Origin of the sequence: Microcella humidisoli, from assembly GCF_024362325.1 — a bacterium.
Lineage (GTDB): Bacteria > Actinomycetota > Actinomycetes > Actinomycetales > Microbacteriaceae > Microcella > Microcella humidisoli.
In genome coordinates this window covers 2331758-2352292 of the sequence record NZ_CP101497.1, presented here as the reverse complement: position 1 = coordinate 2352292, position 20535 = coordinate 2331758, and the positions used below count along the sequence as shown (strand labels likewise).

Sequence of the window (20535 nt, the reverse complement as noted above, 5' to 3'; positions counted from 1 at the left end):
TCAGGAGTGCGGCGGCAGGGTCGGACGCTTGGGCCGCACCGTGTCGCCCGATGACTGGTGCCGGATACGGCGGACCACCCACGGCACGAGGTACTCGCGAGCCCAGCCCATGTCGTCCGCGCGCGCGGCGCGCCACGAACGCGCCGGCAGCGGTTCGGGATGCTGCGGCTCGAGTTCGTGGTCGATGCCGAGCGCGTCCAGCACCGCGATCGCGATCGTGTGGTGCCCGAGGGGCGAGAAGTGCAGCCGATCAGGCGCCCACATCTGCGGGTTCTGCAGCTGACGCAGCGCCCACATGTCGGCGACGATCGCGTCGTGCTTGGCGGCGACGAAGCGCAGGTTCTCGTTGTAGATCGCGACCTTGCCGCGCACGCGACGCAGCACGGGGGTCATGCCGATGTCGGGACCGTTGAACATGACGACCGTGGCGCCGTTGGCCCGCAGGCGGCGGATCGTGTCGTCGAAGAGCTCGGCGACGCGATCGGGATCGGTGCCGGGGCGGATGATGTCGTTCCCGCCGCCCGAGATCGTGATGAGATCGGGGCGCAGCGCGAGCGCAGCATCCACCTGCTCGTCGGCGATCTGCTGCAGCAGCCTGCCGCGAATGGCGAGGTTGGCGTAGGCGAAGTCGTCGGTGCGCTCGGCGAGCACCTCGGCCACGCGGTCCGCCCATCCGCGGTGACCGCCGGGGCTCTGCGGCTCGGGGTCGCCGATGCCCTCCGTGAACGAGTCGCCGATCGCGACGTAGCGCGACCAGGGGTGCAACTGAGGCATGCTCCCAGAGTGGCAGACCGGGGGCCATCGGCGCACCCTGGCAAACCGCCGAGAACCTTCGCCCCCCGAACGGGGGACATCTGGTTGACTGTTGGCCGAGCATTTCCACAGAACTGCTCGAACTTCGGCGGCGTGCTTCCTGCGCGTTCGCCACAACGAAAGGAGAAGCCATGGGCTTCCTCGCATTCCTTCTTCTCGGCCTCATCGCCGGCGCGATCGCCAAGGCGATCCTGCCCGGCAAGCAGGGCGGCGGCTGGCTCGCGACGCTCATCCTCGGCGTCGTCGGCGCACTCCTCGGCGGCTGGATCGGTAGCCTGCTGGGCCTCGGCTCGGTCGACTCGTTCTTCAGCATCGGCACCTGGCTGCTCGCGATCGGCGGCTCGATCCTCGTGATCCTGCTCTGGGGCCTCATCACCCGTAAGCGCTAGCCGCTCCCGCACCACCGAGCGCCCCACGCGCATCCCGCCACCGTCACCGCACGGTGGCAGGATGCTCGCGTGGGGCGTTCGTCATGAGCAAGCAAGACGGCAGTGGTCGGCTGGTCACGTCAGCCCCGACCGCTGACCTCAGCGCGCCCATCCTGCACCTCGACATGGACGCCTTCTTCGCCTCGGTCGAGCTGCTCGACCGCCCCGAGCTGCGCGGCAAGCCCGTGATCGTCGGCCATCGCGGCGCGCGCTCCGTCGTGACCGCGGCGACGTACGAGGCCCGGCGATACGGCGTGAACTCGGCCATGCCCATGGCCGTCGCCCTGCGCCGCTGCCCGCAGGCGATCGTGCTCGAGCCGCACTACGAGCGTTACCAGGCCGCCTCGCGCGAGGTCATGCGCATCCTCGCCGACGTCACGCCGCTCGTCGAGCCGCTCAGCATCGACGAGGCCTTCCTCGACGTCGCAGGAGCGACCGCGCTCTTCGGACCGCCGTTCGCGATTGGCACGGCGCTGCGGGCGCGCATCCGGGAGGAGACAGGGCTCGTCGCCTCGGTGGGCGCGGCCGCGACGAAGTTCGTGGCGAAGCTCGCCTCGGGCCGCGCCAAGCCCGACGGGCTGCTCGTCGTGCCCGAGGCCGAGACCCTCGCGTTCCTGCATCCCCAGCCGATCACGGCGCTGTGGGGCGTCGGCGCGGCCTCGGCCCAGCGGCTGGAGCGTCTCGGACTGCGCACGATCGGCGACGTCGCGGATGCGCCGCTCGACGCCCTCGCACGCGCACTCGGCCCGGCCGCTGCGGGGCACCTGCACGAACTCGCGCACGGCCGCGACCCCCGCACCGTGTCGCCCGAGCGCGCCGAGAAAACCATCGGGCACGAGGTGACCTTCGAGCGCGACATCGCCGATGCCCGCGTCATCGAGCGCGAGCTGCTGCGACTCGCCGACCGCGTCGCCGAGCGGCTGCGCGCGGGCGGCTGGGTGGCCCGAACACTCGCGATCAAGCTCCGGTTCGGCGACTTCGAGACCATCACGCGGTCGCAGACCCTGCCCGAGCCGACCGACGTCGCCCAGCGCATCGCGACGGAGGCTCGCGCGCTGTATGCGGCCTCGCCCGTCGTCGGCCGCGGTCTGCGGCTCATCGGCGTGCGCGCCTCGGGGCTGCTGCCGACCGGAACGGTGGCGAGAGGGCTGTGGGACGACGACGAACCCTGGCGCGAGGCAGAAGGGGCGATCGACGCCCTGACGGAGCGGTTCGGGCGCGGGGCGGTGCAGCGGGCATCCCTGCTGCGCGGGGCCCCGCCGCGCCGTGGGAGTGTGCCCGACGCGGGCGAGTGACTGCCCGTCGGTGCGCTCGACTAGCATCGAGGTCTCGTGAGTCCGACCTACCGCCGTGCCCCCCACGTGGGCACCTTCGCTGCGGAGCACCTCTCACCCTCGTACCCCGAGCGGGCCGCGCGCGGCACCGCCGACCGGCTGCGGGCCTGGCAGGCCGAGGCCCTCGACCGCTACTTCGAGACCGAGCCGCGTGACTTCCTCGCGGCCGCCACCCCCGGAGCCGGCAAGACGACGTTCGCCCTGCGTCTCGCCGCCGAGCTGCTCGCGCGCCGCACGGTCGAACGCGTCATCGTCGTGGCACCGACCGAGCACCTCAAGCGGCAGTGGGCTGACGCCGCGCATCGCGTCGGCATCCGCCTCGATCCCGCCTTCCGCAACGCCGGCCGTGTCGTCGGCCGCGCCTTCCACGGCGCCGCCGTCACCTACGCGCAGGTCGCCGCGCAGCCCTTCGTGCACCGCGGGCTCGTCGAGCAGGCCTCGACCCTTGTCATCCTCGACGAAGTGCACCACGGCGGCGATGCGCTCAGCTGGGGCGATGCGATCCGCGAGGCCTACGAGGGCGCGACGCGGCGGCTCTCCCTCACCGGCACCCCCTTCCGCAGCGACACCGCGCCCATCCCGTTCGTGACCTACGTGCCCGACGCCGAGGGTATCCGCATCTCGCAGACCGACTACCAGTACGGCTACGGTCGCGCGCTCACCGACGGTGTCGTGCGCCCGGTGCTGTTCCTCTCGTACGCGGGTCGGATGCGCTGGCGCACGACCTCCGGCGACGAGATGGAGGCGGTGCTCGGGCAGGCGGACACCGCCGACATCACGGCGCAGGCCTGGCGCACGGCGCTCGACCCGGGCGGCGAGTGGATGAGCGGCGTGCTGCGCGCCGCCGACACGCGCCTCACCGAAGTGCGGCACGCGATCCCGGATGCGGGGGGACTCGTCATCGCGACGGATCAGGCGACCGCGCGCGCGTACGCGGGTCTGCTGACGTCGATCTCGGGGGAGGAGCCCACCGTCGTGCTGAGCGACGAGGCCGGGGCCTCCGACCGCATCGCTGCGTTCGCCGAGTCGGAGTCGCGCTGGCTCGTCGCCGTGCGCATGGTCTCCGAAGGCGTCGACGTGCCGCGCCTCGCGGTCGGGGTCTACGCGACGAGCGCATCCACCCCGCTGTTCTTCGCGCAGGCGATCGGGCGCTTCGTGCGCGCGCGCCGCCGCGGCGAGACCGCGTCGATCTTCATCCCGAGCGTTCCTGCCATCCAGCGGCTGGCGAGCGAGCTCGAGCGCGAGCGCGACCACGCGCTCGACCGCGCGAGCGACGAGCTGCTCGATGACGCGCTGCTCGCCGCTGCCGAGCGGGAGGAGAAGGCCAGCGACAGCGAACTCGCCGAGTACACGTACCTCGCCCTCGAATCGAGCGCGACCTTCGAGAAGGTGCTGTACGACGGGGACGAGTTCGGCGCGCTTTCACCCGTCGGCAGCCTGGAGGAGCTCGACTTCCTCGGACTCCCCGGAATCCTCGAACCCGACCAGGTGCGCGAGGTGCTCAAAGCCCGCCACCAGCGGCAGCAGCGGCGTGCCGCCGACCGCCCCGCGGGCGCGGCGCCGGTGCCGCAGCCCCTCTACCGCTCGCTGAAAGAGCAGCGCACGCTGCTCAACAGCCTCGTCGGGCTCCGGGCGAAACTCACCGGGCAGCCGCATGGGCACATCCACGCCGAGCTGCGGCGCCTGTGCGGCGGTCCGGCCGTCGGCCAGGCCACGGTGGCGCAGCTGCAGCTGCGCATCGAGCTGCTGCGCAAGCAGATGGCGGCCGGAACCTCCTGACCACGGGGCATGATGGGGGCGTGCGCGATACCCCCTACCTCGTCGTCGACGAGCACCGGCTCGAGGCCAACCTCGCTGCCATGGCCGAGCACGCGCGCGCGCTCGGGGTCGCGCTGCGTCCGCACGCCAAGACGCACAAGACACCCGAGATCGCGCGTCGGCAGTGCGAGCACGGGGCCATCGGTCTCACGGTGGCCACGGTGGGCGAGGCCGAGGTCTTCGCCGACGCTGGCATCGACGATCTGTTCATCGCCTATCCGCTGTGGGCGACGGGACCCCGTGCAGCCCGGCTGCGCTCGCTCGCCGGCCGCGCTCGCCTGCGCGTCGGAGCCGACTCGATCGAGGGCGTGCGGATGCTGGCCGACGCCGTGCACGCCGGTCGCCCCGGCGCTGTGCCCCTCGCGATCGCGGTCGAGGTCGACAGCGGCCACCACCGCAGCGGCGTCGCTCCCGAGCGTGCCGCGGCGGTTGCTGCCGCGGCGCTCGAGGCGGGACTCCACGTCGACGGTGTCTTCACCTTCCCCGGGCACTCGTACGGCTCGGGCGCGGCGGCACCCGCGGCGGGCGACGAGGCCGCGGCCCTCGCGACCGCGCGCGATGCGCTCGTCGCGGCGGGCATCCCGTGCCCCGTGGTGAGCGGCGGGTCGACGCCGAGCGCGCGTGCGGCCGACGGCGGCGTGCTCACCGAGCTGCGGCCCGGCGTGTACCTGTTCGGCGACGCGCAGCAGTGGGAGCTCGGCACGATCGAGCCCGCGGCGATCGCGCTGAGCGCGCGAGCGACCGTCGTGAGCCGGCGCGATCATGTGGCGGTCGTGGATGCCGGCAGCAAGATCCTGGGCGCCGACCGCGCCGCCTATGCGAGCGGCTACGGCCGGCTGCTCGACCACCCGGATGCCCGCATCACGGCGCTCTCGGAGCACCACGCGACCGTCACGTTCCCGCCGGACGCCGTCGTGCCGCCGCTCGGCACGGTGCTGCGGGTCGTGCCCAACCACGTCTGCACCGCCGTGAACCTCGTCGACGAGCTCGTCGTCGAGCCCGAGGGGGACGAGGTCGCCGTGTGGCACGTCGCGGCGCGCGGCCGCAACGCTTAAGCGCCGCTAGAGCTGGGCTCGCTTCGCCCGCACGACGCAGTAGAGGCCGTAGGCGATGAGTCCGAGCGCGATCACGACGAGCAGCGGGGCGCCGAACGGCAGCTGCACGACGGCGCGCAGGGCCTCGTCGAGACCGCCCGCTTCCGCCGGATCGACCGTGACGGCCGTGGAGATGAGCAGTGCGCCGACCGCCGCGAGCGCGACGCCTTTGGCGATGTATCCGACTGTTCCGAGCACCGTCACCGCGGTGCCGGCGGCACCGTTGGGGGTGTCGATGTCGTCGAGGAAGCCCCGCCGCGCGCCCTTCACGACGAAGTATCCGCCGATCGCGATGACCGCCGCGCCGCAGAGGCCGAGCAGCACGATGCCGACGGGCGTCTGCACGAGGAACGCGCTGACCTCGCGCACATCGCTGTCGGCGTCGACGCTGCCGCCGAGGCCGATCGTGACGGCGGGCACCGCGAGAGCGCCGTACGCCACGGCTTTGGCGAGCACGACGATGCCACGCTTCCACTCGCGCCGCAGCAGGTGGGCGATGACCGCCTCGAGCAGCAGCCAGAGCGCGAGTGCCGCAAGCCCGATGGCGAGCACCCAGACGAGCACGAGTCCGCCTGGTGTGTCGGCGACGGTGCGCAGTGCTCCGGCGGGGTCGGCCTCGTCGCCCGCGCCGGCTGCTCCCGTGGCGACCGAGATGGCGAGCAGTCCCATGAGCACGTGCAGGAGGCCGTTCACGGCGAAGCCGGCGCGCGCGGTGCGCTCGAAGACCGTGCTGCCGTGGACCTGCTTGGCCACGGAGAGGGCTCCGTCGGCGCCGGCTTTCGCCGCGTCGAGCGCGGCCTTCGCGGCGTGGGCGGCCGTGTTCGACGCATCGTTCATGGCCTCAGGGTACGGCGGTCGCGCGCGAGCGCCCACGGGTTGACGCCTTCGGGGTCAAGGACTAGCGGAAGTCGCGGCTCGGCATCGTGACGCGCAAAGGCAGCGACTCGACGCGGTCGGCGACGATGTTGATGACGCCCTCGGCAGAGCGCTCGAGCGTGCCCCGCACGATGAGGGCGCGGCTCTCGCGCACCGTGCGGCGATAGCGGCCCCACAGCCCGACCGAGCAGATGACGTTCACGAGGCCCGTCTCGTCTTCCAGGTTGAGGAAGGTGATGCCGCTCGCGGTCGCGGGTCGCTGACGGTGGGTGACGACCCCCGCGACCTCGACGCGGCGCCCCGGATCGGCCCTGCGCAGCTCGCGCGCGCTCAGCACGCCGCGCTCGCGCAGCAGCCCGCGCACGAAGCGCACGGGGTGGTCGCCGGGAGCGATGCCCGTCGACACGAGGTTGGCGACCATGAGCTCGTACTCGTCGAGGTCGGTGAACAGCGGCGGCTGCACCGCCGTGACGACCCCCGGCAGGTACTCGGGCCGGGCCTGCGCCGCCGCACCCGCCGCCCACAGCGCCTCGCGCCGCGACATGCCGAGCACGTCGAAGGCGCCGGCGGTCGCCAGGGCCTCGACCTGGGCGGCCGTGAGCCCCGTGCGGTAGACGAGCTCGGTGAGGTCGCGGTACGGGCCGCCCCGCTCGCGCTCGGCGACGATGCGCTGGGCCGTCGGCCGACCGATCCCGCCGACCTCGGCAAGCCCGAGCCGCACCGCGAGCTCGCCGTCGCGGCGGTGCAGCGCGCAGTCGGCGAGGTCGCCGTTCGTCGACGCGGGCTCGAACTCGGGTACGGGCGGCTGCTGGCGGTGGATGCACTGCTCGAGCCCCGTGGGGTGCGCGCGGCGGGCATCCGGAGCCACGGGTTCGTGCGCTGACGCGACCACCAGATCGAGGCGCTCGAGCCCCGCCTCGACCCCCGACCGCAGGATGCACGGCGTGCGCACCTCCACACCGTGGCGTTCGGCATCGGCCGTTAGGCTCGCAGGCGCGTAGAAGCCCATCGGCTGCGCGCGCAAGAGCGAGGCGAGGAAGACGCCGGGGTAGTGCAGCTTGATCCACGAGCTCGCGTAGACGAGCAGCGCGAAGCTGATCGAGTGGCTCTCGGCGAAGCCGAAGTTGGCGAAGGCCTGGATGCGGCCGTAGATCTCGTCGGCGAGCTGACCGGTGATGCCGTTGCCCGCCATGCCGGCGTAGAGCGTCTCGCGCAGCGACTCGATGCGCTCGAGGCCGCGCTTGCTGCCCATGGCGCGGCGCAGCAGGTCGGCATCGTCACCCGTGCAGCCGCCGACCGCCATCGCGACCTGCATGAGCTGCTCTTGGAAGATCGGGATGCCGAGCGTGCGCTCGAGCGGAGCCTTGAGCTTCGGATGGTCGTAGGTGATCGGCTCGTGCCCGAGTTTGCGCCGCACGAAGGGGTGCACGGCCCCGCCCTGAATGGGCCCGGGCCGCACGAGCGCGATCTGCACGACGAGGTCGTAGAACTTGCGCGGCTGCAGCCGCGGCAGCAGGCCCATCTGGGCGCGGCTCTCGACCTGGAACACGCCGATCGAGTCGGCGCGGCACAGCATGTCGTAGGTCGCTTGCTCCTCCTTCGGCAGGGTCGCGAGCTCCCACCGCTCACCGAGGTGCTCGTCCATGAGGTCGAACGAGTACTGCAGGGCGGCGAGCATGCCGAGGCCGAGCAGGTCGAACTTGACGAGGCCCATCCAGGCGCAGTCGTCTTTGTCCCACTGCAGCACCGTGCGGTTCTCCATGCGCGCGTGCTCGATGGGCACGATCTCGCCGACGGGCCGATCGGTGAGCACCATGCCGCCCGAGTGGATGCCCAAGTGCCGCGGGTAGGTGAGCACCTGCTGCGCAAGGTCGACGACGGGTTCGGGAATGTCGTGGTCGTCGCTCGAGAGCACGGCGCCCCAGCGCTCGACCTGCTTGCTCCAGGCATCCTGCTGTCCGGTGGAGTAGCCGAGCGCCCGCGCCATGTCGCGCACGGCGTTCTTCGGCCGGTAGCTGATGACGTTCGCCACCTGGGCGGCATTGCGGCGACCGTACTTCTCGAAGACGTACTGGATGACCTCTTCCCGCCGATCGGAGTCGAAGTCGACGTCGATGTCGGGCTCTTCGTCTCTGAGCGACGACAGGAAGCGCTCGAAGGGCAGCTGGTAGCCGATCGAGTCGACCGCGGTGATGTCGAGCAGGTAGCAGACGGCCGAGTTGGCGGCCGAGCCCCGGCCCTGACAGAGGATGCCGCGGCTTCGGGCGTACTGCACGATGTCGTGCACGATGAGGAAGTAGCCGGGAAAGTCTTTGGCCTCGATGACGTCGAGCTCGCGCGCGATGCGGGCGCGGTCGGCCTCGCTCGCGTCGGGGTACTTGCGCGGCACGGCCGCCCAGACGAGCTCGCGCAGCCAGCTCATCGGCGTGTGGCCTTCTGGTACCTCCTGCCGGGGAAGATTCGGTTTGGCCTGCCGCAGGCTGAAGCCGAGCTCGGTCGCCAGCTCGACGCTGCGCGCCACCGTCCCCGGGTACCGCGCGAACAGGCGCTGCATCTCGGCACCGCTCCGCAAGTGCGAGGTGCCGGCCGCGGGCAGCCAGCCCTGCATGTCGTCGAGGCTGCGGCGCGCGCGCAGGGCGGCGAACGCGGTGGCGAGCGGGTACCGCGCGGGGGTCGCGTAGTGCACGGCGCCCGTCGCGACGAGCGGCAGCCCGCGCTCAGCGGCGAGTGCGGCGAGCACGTCGTTGTGCACGGTGTCGAGCGGCCGGCCGTGATCGAAGAGCTCGATGCAGACATTGGATGCTCCGAACCGGTCGACGAGCGCGTCGAGCTCGGCGCCCGCCGCCGCGATGTGGGCGCGCGTCGGCCGCGCGCGGGCGACGCCATCCGAGGCCGCACCGTCGTTACCGGCGCGTCTGGTGTCGCGCCCCTCGAGCGCCGAGCGCACGGCGCCCTTGCGGCACCCGGTGAGGATCATCCAGTGGTCGCCGCTCGTCGAATCGCCCCCGCGGCCGGCGTGTTCGGCGAGCACGTCGAGGTCGTACACCGGACGGCCCTTCTCGGCGCCCGCGAGCTGCGCGTCGGTGATGGCGGCGGCGAGCCGGTGGTAGCCGGCCTGCCCGCGCGCGAGCACGAGCAGGTGCGTGCCCTCGGGGTCGGGCACGCCCTGCTGCGGACCCGTGAGGTCGAGCGAGAGCTCGGCGCCGAACACCGTCGTGATGCCGTACGGCTCGGCCGCCTCGGCCATGCGCACGACGCCGTAGAAGCCGTCGTGGTCGGTCATCGCGAGGCCCATCAGCCCGAGACGCGCGGCCTCTTCGAGCAGCTCTTCGGGGCTCGAGGCGCCGTCGAGGAAGCTGAAGCTCGAGTGCGCGTGCAGCTCGGCGTAGGGCACGACCGTGGCGGGGTCGGGCTGCTCGAGACCGCGCCGCTGGTACGGCGCACGCTTCTGCGACCAGGCGGGGGAGTCTCCCGCATCACCGCCGAGCGGCGGGCTCGAGCCGGGGCGGCTGCCCTCACGCAGATTCCGTTCGAACTCGCTCCACGGAATGGGCGGGTTGTGCCAGCCGGCCATCAGCGCGGCCCCGCGGCGATCACGCGCTCAGTCGGCACGCGCTCAGTCATAGCGCGCCTCGGCCCACCAGCTGCTGCCCTCGAGCACGAGCAGCCAGGCGACGCCGGCCGCGTCGACGACCTGCAGGCGGTGCAGTCGCCGGCGACGGATGCTCCACCACTGCTCGTCGAGCGGCCACGGGCCCGCCCACGAGGTCACGGGCCGCGTCGCGCCGCCCGCGGCCGGGGCGAACCCGGCGGGGGGCGCGGAGAGCCGCATCCGGTCATCGATGCCGACCGGAGCACCCAGCTCGTCGACGACCGTGACCGCATGCCGCGAGGGGAATACGGTGGCCGGCGCGGGCTGCGGCAGGGCTCCCGGCCAGGGTCGTTCGACCGGTCGGGTGATGACGGCGCGGTCGCCCCACGGCACGAGCACGGATCGTTCGGCGAGCGTGCGGCCGCCCGTGCGCTGTGCGGTGAGCACGGCCTCGTGGCCGAGCAGGCTCTGCACGCGCGAGAGGGCGTGGTGCACGCGCTCGTCGGGCGCGCTGCCCCACAGCCCGGGCTCGTGGTGGGCGAGGTCGTCGACGCTCTCGGGCACGATGCGCACGCGCGTGATGGCCGAGCGCAGGCCCGGCCCGCGGTCGGCGTCGGCGCGCGCCCCCGCCGTGCGCGTCTCGCCGCTGAGCTGCCAGCGCACGCGGTCGACGATCTCGCTCGCGCGGAACGATCGCGGGTGCAGCCAGGCCCGCTCGGTCTCGGTGCCGTGCTCGTCGCGGAAGCCGATGCGGATGGCCGTGGCGACGAGCAGCCGCCCGGTGAGGGTCTCGACGAGCTCGTCGGCGAGCTGCCGCACGGCGAAGGCGAGCTGGTCGACGCGGTCGAGCGGTGGCTCGAGCTCCAGTACGCGTTCGAGGTCGGGCGGGGGAGTGCGCGGTACGAGCGGCGTGGCGTCGGAGGCTCCGGCGAGGGCGTGCCGATGGGCTCCGGCCGCGCCGAAGCGGTCGCGCACGGCCTCGGCGGGCAGCGCGGCGAAGTCGCCGAGCGTGCGCACTCCGAGCCGCCCGAGCAGCGTCGCGAGGTCGGGGTCGCCGAGCGTCGTCACGGCGAAGGGGGCGAGGAAAGGGCCGGATGCTCCGCTCGGCACGATCTGCACCGACTGCTCGGCAGCCACCGTGCGCGCGGCGAGCTCGGCCGCGAAGGGGCCGTCGGCCACGCCGATGCGCACATCGGCCAGCCCACCCCCGAGGGGGTTGCCGGATGCTGCGCCCACCCCTTCGGCGAGCACGGCGCCGCGCAGCGCGAGCGCGGCAGCTTTCTCGCCGCCGTAGTAGCGGGCCGGCCCGCGCGCGGCGAGCGCGAGCAGGCCGGGCCGCACGACCTGCACGCCCGCGACGAGCCCGTCGACGACGTCGATGAGCGGAGCGAACAGCCGGTGATCCCGCCCCTCGTCGAATGGTACGACGACGAGGCTCGTGCACAGCGACTGGGCCTCGCGCCGCCGCTGACCCGCCCGCACGCCTTCGGCGCGGGCGGCGGGGGAGCACGCGACGACCCGGTTGGCCGCCATGACGGCGATCGGCGCGCCTGCGACGGCCAGCCCCTCGCGCACGGCCGCGATGACGGGCCAGTCGGGCACCCACAGCACGAGCGTGCGCTGCATCAGCCGACCCGCCTCGCCGTGAGGGGAGCGGTGTCGTGCCAGCGCTCCCGCGCGCGGTCGGCCGCAACACCGCGATCGAGGCGGCGGATGCCCAGCTCGGCATCCGGCATCATCACGCGCCCGCTGCGGGGCCGGCCGCCGCGCTTCGCGCTCACGGTGATCGTCACCTCGCGCTCGCTCAGGTAGCCGTGGCCGTCGCCGAGGCCCGACCAGCGGCTCTCGGTGAGGCTGATCATGGCCTCGGCCTGGGGCCACGGGCCGAGCACGAGCAGGGTCGAGCCGCGCTCGCGCAGCCGCCCGGCGAGCTTGGCGATCGCCCCGTCGCTCGCCGCCCGCCCGGGGCGCACGACGACGATGCCGAGCGCATCCGCGATCGACGCCGTGACAGTGAGCCACGCGTCGCCCGGGTGCGGCACGAGCACGAGCCGGTCGAGGTCGATGCCGATGCCCTCGGCGGCCTCGACGCCGAACTCGGGCATGCCGACGACGCCGCACCACGAGCCCGCCTGGGAGGGGCCGACGAGTAGCGCCATGACGAGGGCGCTCGAGGGGCTCAGGGCGTAGGTCGCGCCCTCGCGCAGCCCGCCGTCGGGCAGCAGGTCGGCGAGGGCTTCGTGCGTGGGCATGAGTCGCGAGTCGAGCCGCGTGCGCTGCAGCGCGTCGATACGGGCCTGCAGCGCCTGCACAGTGTCAACCGACTCGATCTGCGAGGTCGGGGTGCGCTGGGCCCGCGTGGTCGCGGCGCGCTCACCCACTGCGGCGCCGACAGGGTCGGCGACGGGGGAGAGCGCAAGAGCAGGCATCTCTCCATGATCGAACATACGTTCGAATATGGCAACCTGCACCGACATTCACCCGGCGTGTCGCGAACACCCCAGGCAGACGTCAACGGATGCGGAAAAATGCGAATCCGCATCGCGATGTTCCGCATCCGTTGAAGTGCACGGACAGGCGTGCCGCCGATAGTCCGCGAGCACTCAGCGCAGGGCTCGAGCCCCGCACTACTCCTCCCGCGACACCTGCCAGCCCATGTCGAGCTCGTAGAACTCGGCGGCGTAGCAGCGGGCGTCGTCGTCGCCGGAGATCGCCTCGATGCTGTACTCGATGACCTCAGCCTCGCGGTCGACCACTCCGACCGACCAGCCGCTCGCTTCCATGCAAGCGATGTAACGATCGAGACCCGCGACATACTCCTCGCGCGTGACGACACCGTCGGCGAGAGCCGCGGCCTGCGCTTCCGACGGCTCGATCGCCGCGGGCGTCACCGCCCACGACACCCAGATGACATAGCGATCGCCGCCCTGCCCGCGGACCGTCACGGACTGCGGGTCCTCGACGGTCAGGTCCGTGAGCTGACTGAAGCCGCCGGGCGAGAACACGCCGTCGTCGCCCGCGTCGCACTCAATCCAGCCATCAGGAAGATCGTCGATCGCAATGTCGTAGCGGCCCGGGTCGAGGCACTGCACACGCAAAGCCAGGCCGGTGGCATCTTCGGGACGGTCATCGAGCCGGACGACCGTCTCGCCGGAGCCGGTCACGAGCAGGGGAGTGCCGAGTAGCTCTGCGCCGGGGAACGAGATCACCCGCAGCTCCTCCAACGAGAGTTCAACGCTCGAGGTCGGCGTGAGCATCCCGGTCGCCGCGACGGCGCCGCCGGTGGCGGCACCGGCGAGCGCGAACGCGAGTACGGCGGTGACCGCGACGCGGCCCGTCGTGAGCGTGCGGGGTCGCGGCACCGACTCGGCGACCTGCGCGACGAGCTCCGCGCGCAACACTGCCGAGCGCGAGGGGGTGCGGGGAGAGGCGCTAGGCATCATGAGCGGCTTCATCCAATCGAGTCATCGGTGCGGAGTGCGGGTCGATGCGGTCGGCGAGACGGCGCTTGGCGCGTGAGAGCCGAGATTTGACCGTGCCGACCGGGAGGTCGAGTACGATCGCGGCTTCGCGATCGGTGAGGCCTTCGAGTACGCAGAGGGTGATGATGTGGCGATCGGACAACGGCAAGTCACGCAACGCGGCGCTGGCCGGCCCGTCCTCGAGGTGCTCAGCGTGATCGAGCGCGTGATCCTCCGGCGGCAGCTTGGCGAGGAGAGCGCGATGACGACGGGCGCTGCGGTTGAGGTTCTGCGTCACCTTCGTCGCCGTCACGAGCAGCCACGGCAGCAGCGAACCGTCGACCAGTCGAGCGTCATCGCGCCGCCGCCAGGCCTCGAAGAAGACGATGGCGACAGCATCATCGGCGTCGGCGGGCAAGGGCACGAGGCGCAGCACGTGCCGGTACACACGATCGCGATGCCGGTCGAAGATGCGCCCGAACCCTTCGCCGATGCCGCGCTGGGCCTGCGACCAGTCGTCGCGGTCGTCACCGGCTGGAGGGATGCTCATGCTCTGTAGTGTCCGGCATGGCCCGATCGGTTCCCGGGAGGCGACAACTCAGTCGAGCTCGGCGACCCTCCGCCGCAGGAACGCCGCGCCCGCGGCATCGTGGATGAGGTCGCTCTCGACTACGACGTCGTAGGGCCGATCAAGCATGCCGTCGCCGGGCCGCACGTCAACGTGCGCGACCGGGATGCCCCGCGCGTGCACCGCGTCGGCCATCAGGTAGTCCGACCGCGAGTCGCCGACCGACCACCACCGCTCGGCCGACACACCGCGCGCGGCGAACCAGTCGAGGGCGCGCGCGGCGCCGAGGTCTTTGTCGAGCAGCACCGACTCGACGTCGATCGAGATGATCGTGGGGTCGATGCGGAACCCCGGGCCCACCGCGAGCTCGGCCATGATCCGCTCGACCTCCACGATGAAGCGCAGCTGCGCGTCGCGATAGACCGCCGAGGTCACGTCAGTGCGCTGCTCGATCGAGATCATCACGTGCTTGCCGTCGTCGACGAACATGGTGTCGGCGTAGTGCTCACGCGCGAGCGACTCGACGGCCGTCTTGAGGGCAACGGGCACCGCGACGACGGTGTCGATCTCGAGCACGTCGAGGCCCTGCGGGGTAACCGGCGCCCAGCAGCCGCCCTTCTCGAAGACGCCGAAGACGTGCGCCCCCGCATCCAGACCGCCGGCCACGAGAGGCGCCACGACCTGCTCGCGCATGAAGGCGTCGCTGCGGCCCGTGATGAAGGCGATCGGGATGCCCGCCGCGGCGAGCGTCAGCAGGTCGTCCACGATCGAGTCGATCACGATGCGCCGCTCGATCGGGCTCGCGATGGGGCCGTCGACGTCGAGCAGCAGGCCGAAGGGGGCGGGGGAGGGCATTGGGGGCTCCAGTCTCAGAAGACGCGGTCGGTGTCGACGCCGCAGTGCCGCAGCACCTCGGATGAGAAGCTCGCGGTGCCGATCGCGAGCACGACGGGCGCGCTGCGCAGCAGGGCGGGCAGCTCGGCGGCGGTCGCCCACTCGCCGGGCCACTCGTCGCGCTCGGGGTAGTGCAGGTGCACGCGCTCGAGGGCGACGAAGACGACGCGGCGAGGCGTTGCCGCAGCGGCCAGCCCCGCGGCCACTGCACGGAACCCGGCCAGATCCTTCTCGCGCGGCACCGACACGAGCGTGAGAGCGGGCAGCGCGCCCGTCTCGCGCTCGACGTGCGCGAGGGCGTTCTCGAAGCCGTCGCGGCTGACAGCCGAGTCGACGAAAACTGTCGAGCCGTCGCGCTCGTGCCGCGACAGCCGCCCGGGGTAGTGCACGCGCGCCGCCGCGGCGCGCACCTGCTCGTCAGTCGCATCCGGCCGACCGAGCTCGGTCAGCAGCCTCCGCGCAGCGATCATGCCGTGCGCGGCATTCATGCCCGTGAGCCCCTCGACGACCGCGCCCGCGTACGGTGCGCGGGCGGTCGCGTCGACGCGCATCCGCTCAGCGCCGATGTCGTCGGTGTGCTGACGGATGACCGCCTCGGCCTCCTCGCTCTGCGCGAGGTGGCTCACGAAGCGGATGCCGGGCCGCGCGGCCCCGACCTTGTCGGCGGCGATCGCGGCGATCGTCGGCCCGAGCAGGTCGGTGTGCTCGAGAAAGACCTGCGCCATCGCCAGGCCCGTGAGCCCGACACGCCCGAGGTCGTCGCGCCGGCCGCCGATGCCGGCCTCGAGCACGAGCGCCTCGCACCCCGCGGCGGCGAAGTGCGCGAGCCCCGCGGCGAGGAAGAACCCGCTCGGCCCGATGTAGCCCGCGTCGGGCGCCGGCAGCGTGCGCAGCGCCGCGTCGACCCGCTCGAGCAGCGCGATGTAGTCGCCGAGCGGCAGCACGGCACCGTTGACCCGCAGCCGATCGCGATTGCTCACGAGCCCCGGGCTGAAGACCGTGCCGACCCGCAGCCCCGTCTGGGCCACGAGCGCCGAGGCGTAGGCGACGGTGGTGCCCTTGCCCTTCGACCCGACAACCCCGAGGGCGGGGGCGGGATGCTCGACGTCGAGCCCGAGGGCCGCGACGAGCATCCCGAACCGACGGGGGTCGGCCCGCTGCCCGGGAGACCGCGCGCTCCACTCCCGAAACGCCGTGCGGGATTCCAGCGCGTCGAGGTCGACGGCACGCGAGTCAGCCGCCGCAGGCACAATGGCGTCATGACCCGTCACTGGAATCGCACCGCCATCGTGTTCCTCGTCCTCGCCATCGCTGGCCTCATCGGCACCTGGACCTACAACGTCATCGCCATCATCGAGCGTCGCGACTTTTTCGGCGACTGGTTCGGCAGCGGCCCGGCCGTCGGCTCGCTCACGATGGACCTGCTCATCATGGCAGTCGCCGCGTGCGCCCTCATCGTCATCGAGGGCCGCCGCCTCGGCATGAAGCACCTGTGGGCGTACATCGTGTTCTCGGGGCTCACGGCGATCGCGTTCACGTTCCCGCTCTTCCTCGCCAACCGCGAGCGGCGGCTGCAGCAGCTCGCGACCGAGAAGGCCGAGCCGACCGCCGCGATGTAGGCGCGATCAGTCGATCGCCGGTTCGAGCCGCTCGACCTCGACCTGCACGATGCGTCGTCGCTCGACCCCGCGCACGACCAGCCGCGCCTCCGCGGTCTCGACCGCATCGCCGTCATTCGGAATGCGCCCCAGCCGGTCGACCACGTATCCCGCGATGGTCTCGTACGGTCCGTCGTCGACGACGACGCCCGTACGGTCAGCGAACTCCTCGATCGTGAGCGACCCGGCCACGAGCACGGTCGCGTCGATGGCTCCGTCGGTGAGCGCGTCGGTCTCGTCGTATTCGTCGTAGACCTCGCCGATGAGCTCTTCGACGATGTCTTCGAGCGTCACGATGCCATCGACGCCGCCGTACTCGTCAACGACGAGTGCGATGTGGTCGCCGTCGCGGCGCATGCGCGTGAGCGTCGGCAGGATGCGCGCGGTCGACGGAAGCGCTGCGAGCGGGCGCTCGATGCTCGCGAGGTCGGCGCCCTCCGGCGCCCACGCGAGGTCGCGCACGTGCACGAAGGTCGTGATCCCGTCGAACCCGCCGTGCAGCACGGGGTAGCGCGAATACGGCTGCTCGCGCGCCCACTGCCGGGCCTCGTCGAGCGTGAGATCGCCGCGCACCGCGACCATGTCGGCGCGATGGCGCATGACCTCGGCGAGCGTGCGGTCGGCGGCGTGCAGCACGTCGCCGACGATCTCGCGCTCTTCGTCCCCGAGCCCGTCGTGGGCGTCGACGAGCTCACGCAGCTCGTCGTCGCTCATCTGCTCGGCCCGCTGATGCGGGTCGCCGCCGAAGAGGCGCACGACGAGGTTGCTCGACGCGGCGAGCAGCCACACCAGCGGCTTGACCGCGACCGCGAATCCGGCCAGCACGGGCGCGACGATGAGGGCGAACGACTCAGCGCGCTGCAGGGCGAGCCGCTTCGGCGCCAGCTCGCCGAAGACCAGCGAGGCATAGGCCACGATGAGCGTCATCGTGATGATCGAGATCGCGGCGGCCACCGGCTCAGCGATGCCGCCCGCCACCAGCGTCGGCGTCAGGTAGGGCGCGAGCGCCGTGGCGCCGTACGCCGCGGAGAGGAAGCCGGAGAGGGTCACGCCAATCTGGACCGCAGCCAAGAAGGTGTTGGGGTCGCGCGCGAGGGCGGCGACGCGCGCCCCGCGGGCGCTGCGCTTCTCGAGCGTGACCAGTTGCGATTCGCGGAGCGAGACGAGAGCGATCTCGGCTGCGGCGAACACGCCGCCGATCGCGATGAACAGGGCGATGAGCCCGATGGTGAGCGCGATATCGCCCATCAACGGCTCGTATGGTGACAGTCGTCCATGATCTCAACAGTGTCGGCAATCGCTAAGTGCAAGCTGTGCGTCGGCCGCACGACTGCCGAAACGACGAACGACCCCGGGCTCTCGCCTCGGGGCCGTTCACGGCACACGTGCCGCACTGTCTCAACCAGTTCTTCGCCACACACCTGCCCACAAGCATGTGATCCGTGCGCGAGGGGGGACTTGAACCCCCACGCCCTTTCGGGCACTAGCACCTCAAGCTAGCGCGTCTGCCATTTCCGCCACCCGCGCTGGTTGTGGTTGCTCCGCCCGGAGGCGTCGCGACCGGAGACGACATTAGCACGGATGCCGCGTGCCCTTTCGCGCACCGCCTCACGGGCGCGGTAGGCCCGGTAGCGTTGAGGACATGCCCCAGGATGCTGCGCTCGACCGACTCGGCAGCACCGCCCGCATCGCCCGCGACCTCATCCGCTTCGACACCACCAACTACGGCGAGGGCCGCAGCAACGGCGAGGCCGAGGCCGCCCACTACGTCGAGGCCGAGTTGCGCGACATGGGACTCGAGCCCCTGCTCGTCGACGCCGCCCCCGGGCGCACGAGCGTGATCGCCCGGGTCGACGGCCGGTACGAGCATCCCGTCGATCGCAGCCGCGGCGAGCGCCCCGCGCTCGTCGTGCACGGCCATCTCGACGTCGTGCCCGCCGACCCGGCGAACTGGAGCGTCGATCCCTTCGCGGGCGAGATCCGCGACGGGATGCTGTGGGGGCGCGGCGCCGTCGACATGAAGAACATGGACGCCATGATGCTGACCGCGCTGCGGCTGACGATCGAGACCGGCGGGCCGAATCGCGACCTCGTCGTGGCGTTCTTCTCCGACGAGGAGAACGGGGGAGTGTTCGGGTCGCACCACGTCGTGACCGAGCATCCGCAGCTCTTCGCCGGCGCGACCGAGGCGATCAGCGAGGTCGGAGGGTACTCGGTCGAGCTCGCCGGGCGGCGCGCCTACCTGCTGCAGACGGGCGAGAAGGCGCTCGTCTGGATCAAGCTCGTCGCGCGCGGCACGGCGGCACACGGCTCGCGCGTCATCACGAACAACGCCGTCACGAAGCTCGCCGAGGCCGTGGTCACGCTCGGCCGGCAGCAGTGGCCGCTGCACCTCACCGACACGACGCGGCAGCTGCTCGCCGAGCTCGCGCGCCTGCTGGATGCGGACCCCGAGCAGGTCGGACCAGACGAGCTGCTGCTGCGCTCGGGCACCGCCGCGGGCTTCCTCACGGCGACCGTACGCACGACGACGAACCCGACCGTGCTGCAAGCGGGCTACAAGCACAACGTGATTCCCGACCGGGCCGAAGCCCTCATCGACATCCGCACGCTGCCGGGCCAGGAGGATGCCGTGCTCGCCGAGGTGCAGCACCTCGTCGGCGATGACATCGAGGTCATCGTGATGCACCGCGATCTCGGGCTCGAGAACCCGTTCAGCGGCCCGCTCGTCGACGAGATGGTCGCAACGCTCCAGCGGCACGATCCCGGCGCCGAGGTGCTGCCGTACCTGCTGAGCGGGGGCACCGACAACAAGGCGCTGAGCCTGCTGGGCATCACGGGCTACGGCTTCGCCCCCCTCAAGCTGACGCCCGAGCTCGACTTCCCCGCGATGTTCCACGGCGTCGACGAGCGCGTGCCGCTCGACGCGCTCGAGTTCGGCCACGCCGCCCTCACCGACCTGCTCACCCGCTACTAGAACGGCCCCGCGTGTCCCTCCTCGAAGCGCTTTTCCTCGGCCTCATCCAGGGTCTCACCGAGTTCCTGCCGATCTCGTCGAGCGCGCACCTGCGCATCGTCGGCGAGTTCCTGCCGAGCGCGACCGACCCGGGCGCGACCTTCACGGCGATCACGCAGATCGGCACCGAGCTCGCCGTGCTGCTCTACTTCTGGAAAGACATCACGCGCATCATCGGCAAGTGGTTCCGCTCGTTCGGGCCGCGCGGCGGGTCCCACTCCGAGGGAGGGGAGCGGGGCATCCCGCGCGACGACCCCGATGTGCGCATGGGCTGGCTCATCATCATCGGCACCGTGCCGATCGTGCTCGTGGGCTATTTCGCGCAGGAGTACATCCGCTCGAGCTTCCGCTCGCTCTGGATCGTCGCGATCGTGCTCATCGTCTTCGGCATCCTGCTCGGCCTCGCCGACTGGCTCGGCAAGCGCACGCGCGAGCTCACCGACCTCACCTACCCGCACGGCCTCGCGTACGGCGCGGCGCAGATGCTCGCGCTCATCCCCGGGGTCTCGCGCTCGGGAGCCACGACGACGATGGGCCTCGCGCTCGGCTACACCCGGCCGGCCGCCGCGCGCTACGCCTTCCTGCTCGCGGTGCCCGCGGTCTTCGGCAGCGGGCTCTACGAGCTCGTCACGGCCATCCGCGAGCCCGGGTCGAGTCCGTTCTCGGGCCTCGAGATCGCGGCCGCCACGGTCGTCGCCTTCGGCGTCGGCCTCGCGGTCATCGCCGGGCTCATGGCTTACATCTCGAAGCGCTCGTTCCTGCCCTTCGTGATCTACCGGCTGCTGCTCGGCGGCACCCTCATCGTGCTGCTCTCGACGGGCGTGCTCGACCCGCTCTAGCGCGGCTCGCGCCCGCGCGCGACCCCGCGCGAGCATCCGCACATCTCCACAATTCAGGAGATGGCGCGCGCCGATGCGGCTTCAGGATGCTCCACCGGCGTGTCGCGGACCGTGGAGTCACGCGACACCTGAGTTGTGGAGATC

The 20535-nt window shown here is 72.0% G+C and carries 17 protein-coding genes and 1 tRNA gene; 7 read left to right on the top strand and 11 right to left on the bottom strand.

Annotated elements, in window-relative coordinates; genetic code table 11:
- Complete coding sequence (locus NNL39_RS11510) at positions 1-774, bottom strand: SGNH/GDSL hydrolase family protein (protein WP_255159417.1); 774 nt, start codon at positions 772-774, stop codon at positions 1-3.
- A 170-nt stretch (positions 775-944) separates the two neighbouring features.
- On the opposite strand from NNL39_RS11510, the gene NNL39_RS11505 reads away from it, so the two are divergent.
- The 4 genes from NNL39_RS11505 (at position 945) to NNL39_RS11490 (ending at position 5448) form a co-directional block, all read left to right on the top strand.
- A complete protein-coding gene (locus NNL39_RS11505; protein ID WP_255159416.1) occupies positions 945-1202 on the top strand; it encodes a GlsB/YeaQ/YmgE family stress response membrane protein in 258 nt (85 codons plus the stop codon).
- Between the two features lie 83 nt (positions 1203-1285).
- Positions 1286-2536 carry a DNA polymerase IV gene (locus tag NNL39_RS11500; RefSeq protein ID WP_255159415.1) on the top strand — a complete coding sequence of 417 codons (1251 nt, stop codon included), beginning with the start codon at positions 1286-1288 and terminating at the stop codon, positions 2534-2536.
- 36 nt (positions 2537-2572) lie between these two features.
- Positions 2573-4354, top strand: a complete 1782-nt coding sequence (locus NNL39_RS11495) for a DEAD/DEAH box helicase (RefSeq protein WP_255159414.1) — start codon at positions 2573-2575, stop codon at positions 4352-4354.
- A 20-nt stretch (positions 4355-4374) separates the two neighbouring features.
- On the top strand, positions 4375-5448 hold the full coding sequence (locus NNL39_RS11490) for an alanine racemase (protein ID WP_255159413.1): 1074 nt from the start codon (positions 4375-4377) through the stop codon (positions 5446-5448).
- Between the two features lie 6 nt (positions 5449-5454).
- On the opposite strand, the gene NNL39_RS11485 is transcribed toward NNL39_RS11490, so the two are convergent.
- The 8 genes from NNL39_RS11485 to NNL39_RS11450 all read right to left on the bottom strand — a co-directional run bounded on the left by NNL39_RS11485 (position 5455) and on the right by NNL39_RS11450 (position 16128).
- The gene (locus tag NNL39_RS11485) at positions 5455-6324 is read right to left on the bottom strand and encodes a DUF1206 domain-containing protein (protein WP_255159412.1); all 870 of its coding nucleotides are present in this window, start codon (positions 6322-6324) and stop codon (positions 5455-5457) included.
- A gap of 61 nt (positions 6325-6385) precedes the next feature.
- Positions 6386-9937 (bottom strand): error-prone DNA polymerase, encoded by a 3552-nt coding sequence (locus tag NNL39_RS11480; RefSeq protein ID WP_255159411.1) that lies wholly within the window; start codon positions 9935-9937, stop codon positions 6386-6388.
- Positions 9938-9979: 42 nt separating this feature from the next.
- Complete coding sequence (locus NNL39_RS11475) at positions 9980-11581, bottom strand: DNA polymerase Y family protein (protein WP_255159410.1); 1602 nt, start codon at positions 11579-11581, stop codon at positions 9980-9982.
- A complete protein-coding gene (locus tag NNL39_RS11470) occupies positions 11581-12384 on the bottom strand; it encodes a hypothetical protein (protein WP_255159409.1) in 804 nt (267 codons plus the stop codon). Before NNL39_RS11470 ends, NNL39_RS11475 begins: the two co-directional genes overlap by 1 nt.
- A gap of 198 nt (positions 12385-12582) precedes the next feature.
- A complete protein-coding gene (locus NNL39_RS11465; RefSeq protein WP_255159408.1) occupies positions 12583-13398 on the bottom strand; it encodes a hypothetical protein in 816 nt (271 codons plus the stop codon).
- The gene (locus tag NNL39_RS11460; RefSeq protein ID WP_255159407.1) at positions 13388-13966 is read right to left on the bottom strand and encodes an RNA polymerase sigma factor; all 579 of its coding nucleotides are present in this window, start codon (positions 13964-13966) and stop codon (positions 13388-13390) included. Before NNL39_RS11460 ends, NNL39_RS11465 begins: the two co-directional genes overlap by 11 nt.
- A 48-nt stretch (positions 13967-14014) precedes the next feature.
- Complete coding sequence (locus NNL39_RS11455) at positions 14015-14839, bottom strand: Cof-type HAD-IIB family hydrolase (protein WP_255159406.1); 825 nt, start codon at positions 14837-14839, stop codon at positions 14015-14017.
- 14 nt (positions 14840-14853) lie between these two features.
- Entirely contained in the window at positions 14854-16128 is a 1275-nt protein-coding gene (locus NNL39_RS11450) for a folylpolyglutamate synthase/dihydrofolate synthase family protein (protein WP_255159405.1), read from the bottom strand.
- 9 nt (positions 16129-16137) lie between these two features.
- On the opposite strand from NNL39_RS11450, the gene NNL39_RS11445 reads away from it, so the two are divergent.
- Positions 16138-16497: a DUF2834 domain-containing protein gene (locus NNL39_RS11445; protein ID WP_255159404.1), complete on the top strand. Its 360-nt coding sequence runs from the start codon at positions 16138-16140 to the stop codon at positions 16495-16497.
- 6 nt (positions 16498-16503) lie between these two features.
- On the opposite strand, the gene NNL39_RS11440 is transcribed toward NNL39_RS11445, so the two are convergent.
- Positions 16504-17784, bottom strand: a complete 1281-nt coding sequence (locus tag NNL39_RS11440; protein WP_255159403.1) for a hemolysin family protein — start codon at positions 17782-17784, stop codon at positions 16504-16506.
- A gap of 195 nt (positions 17785-17979) precedes the next feature.
- A tRNA-Leu gene (locus NNL39_RS11435) sits at positions 17980-18063 on the bottom strand.
- Between the two features lie 115 nt (positions 18064-18178).
- On the opposite strand from NNL39_RS11435, the gene NNL39_RS11430 reads away from it, so the two are divergent.
- Positions 18179-19513: a M20/M25/M40 family metallo-hydrolase gene (locus NNL39_RS11430; protein ID WP_255159402.1), complete on the top strand. Its 1335-nt coding sequence runs from the start codon at positions 18179-18181 to the stop codon at positions 19511-19513.
- A gap of 11 nt (positions 19514-19524) precedes the next feature.
- Positions 19525-20391 (top strand): undecaprenyl-diphosphate phosphatase, encoded by an 867-nt coding sequence (locus tag NNL39_RS11425; protein ID WP_255159401.1) that lies wholly within the window; start codon positions 19525-19527, stop codon positions 20389-20391.
- Positions 20392-20535: the final 144 nt, after the last annotated feature.

Bases quoted from the DNA above. Each gene is read 5' to 3' on its own strand.
- NNL39_RS11430 (WP_255159402.1), top strand. From the start codon at position 18,179: ATGCCCCAGGATGCTGCGCTCGACCGACTCGGCAGCACCGCCCGCATC.
- NNL39_RS11455 (WP_255159406.1), bottom strand. From the start codon at position 14,839: ATGCCCTCCCCCGCCCCCTTCGGCCTGCTGCTCGACGTCGACGGCCCC.
- NNL39_RS11460 (WP_255159407.1), bottom strand. From the start codon at position 13,966: ATGAGCATCCCTCCAGCCGGTGACGACCGCGACGACTGGTCGCAGGCC.
- NNL39_RS11505 (WP_255159416.1), top strand. From the start codon at position 945: ATGGGCTTCCTCGCATTCCTTCTTCTCGGCCTCATCGCCGGCGCGATC.
- NNL39_RS11480 (WP_255159411.1), bottom strand. From the start codon at position 9,937: ATGGCCGGCTGGCACAACCCGCCCATTCCGTGGAGCGAGTTCGAACGG.
- NNL39_RS11500 (WP_255159415.1), top strand. From the start codon at position 1,286: ATGAGCAAGCAAGACGGCAGTGGTCGGCTGGTCACGTCAGCCCCGACC.
- NNL39_RS11465 (WP_255159408.1), bottom strand. From the start codon at position 13,398: ATGATGCCTAGCGCCTCTCCCCGCACCCCCTCGCGCTCGGCAGTGTTG.
- NNL39_RS11475 (WP_255159410.1), bottom strand. From the start codon at position 11,581: ATGCAGCGCACGCTCGTGCTGTGGGTGCCCGACTGGCCCGTCATCGCG.
- NNL39_RS11510 (WP_255159417.1), bottom strand. From the start codon at position 774: ATGCCTCAGTTGCACCCCTGGTCGCGCTACGTCGCGATCGGCGACTCG.
- NNL39_RS11445 (WP_255159404.1), top strand. From the start codon at position 16,138: ATGACCCGTCACTGGAATCGCACCGCCATCGTGTTCCTCGTCCTCGCC.
- NNL39_RS11485 (WP_255159412.1), bottom strand. From the start codon at position 6,324: ATGAACGATGCGTCGAACACGGCCGCCCACGCCGCGAAGGCCGCGCTC.
- NNL39_RS11470 (WP_255159409.1), bottom strand. From the start codon at position 12,384: ATGCCTGCTCTTGCGCTCTCCCCCGTCGCCGACCCTGTCGGCGCCGCA.
- NNL39_RS11440 (WP_255159403.1), bottom strand. From the start codon at position 17,784: ATGGGCGATATCGCGCTCACCATCGGGCTCATCGCCCTGTTCATCGCG.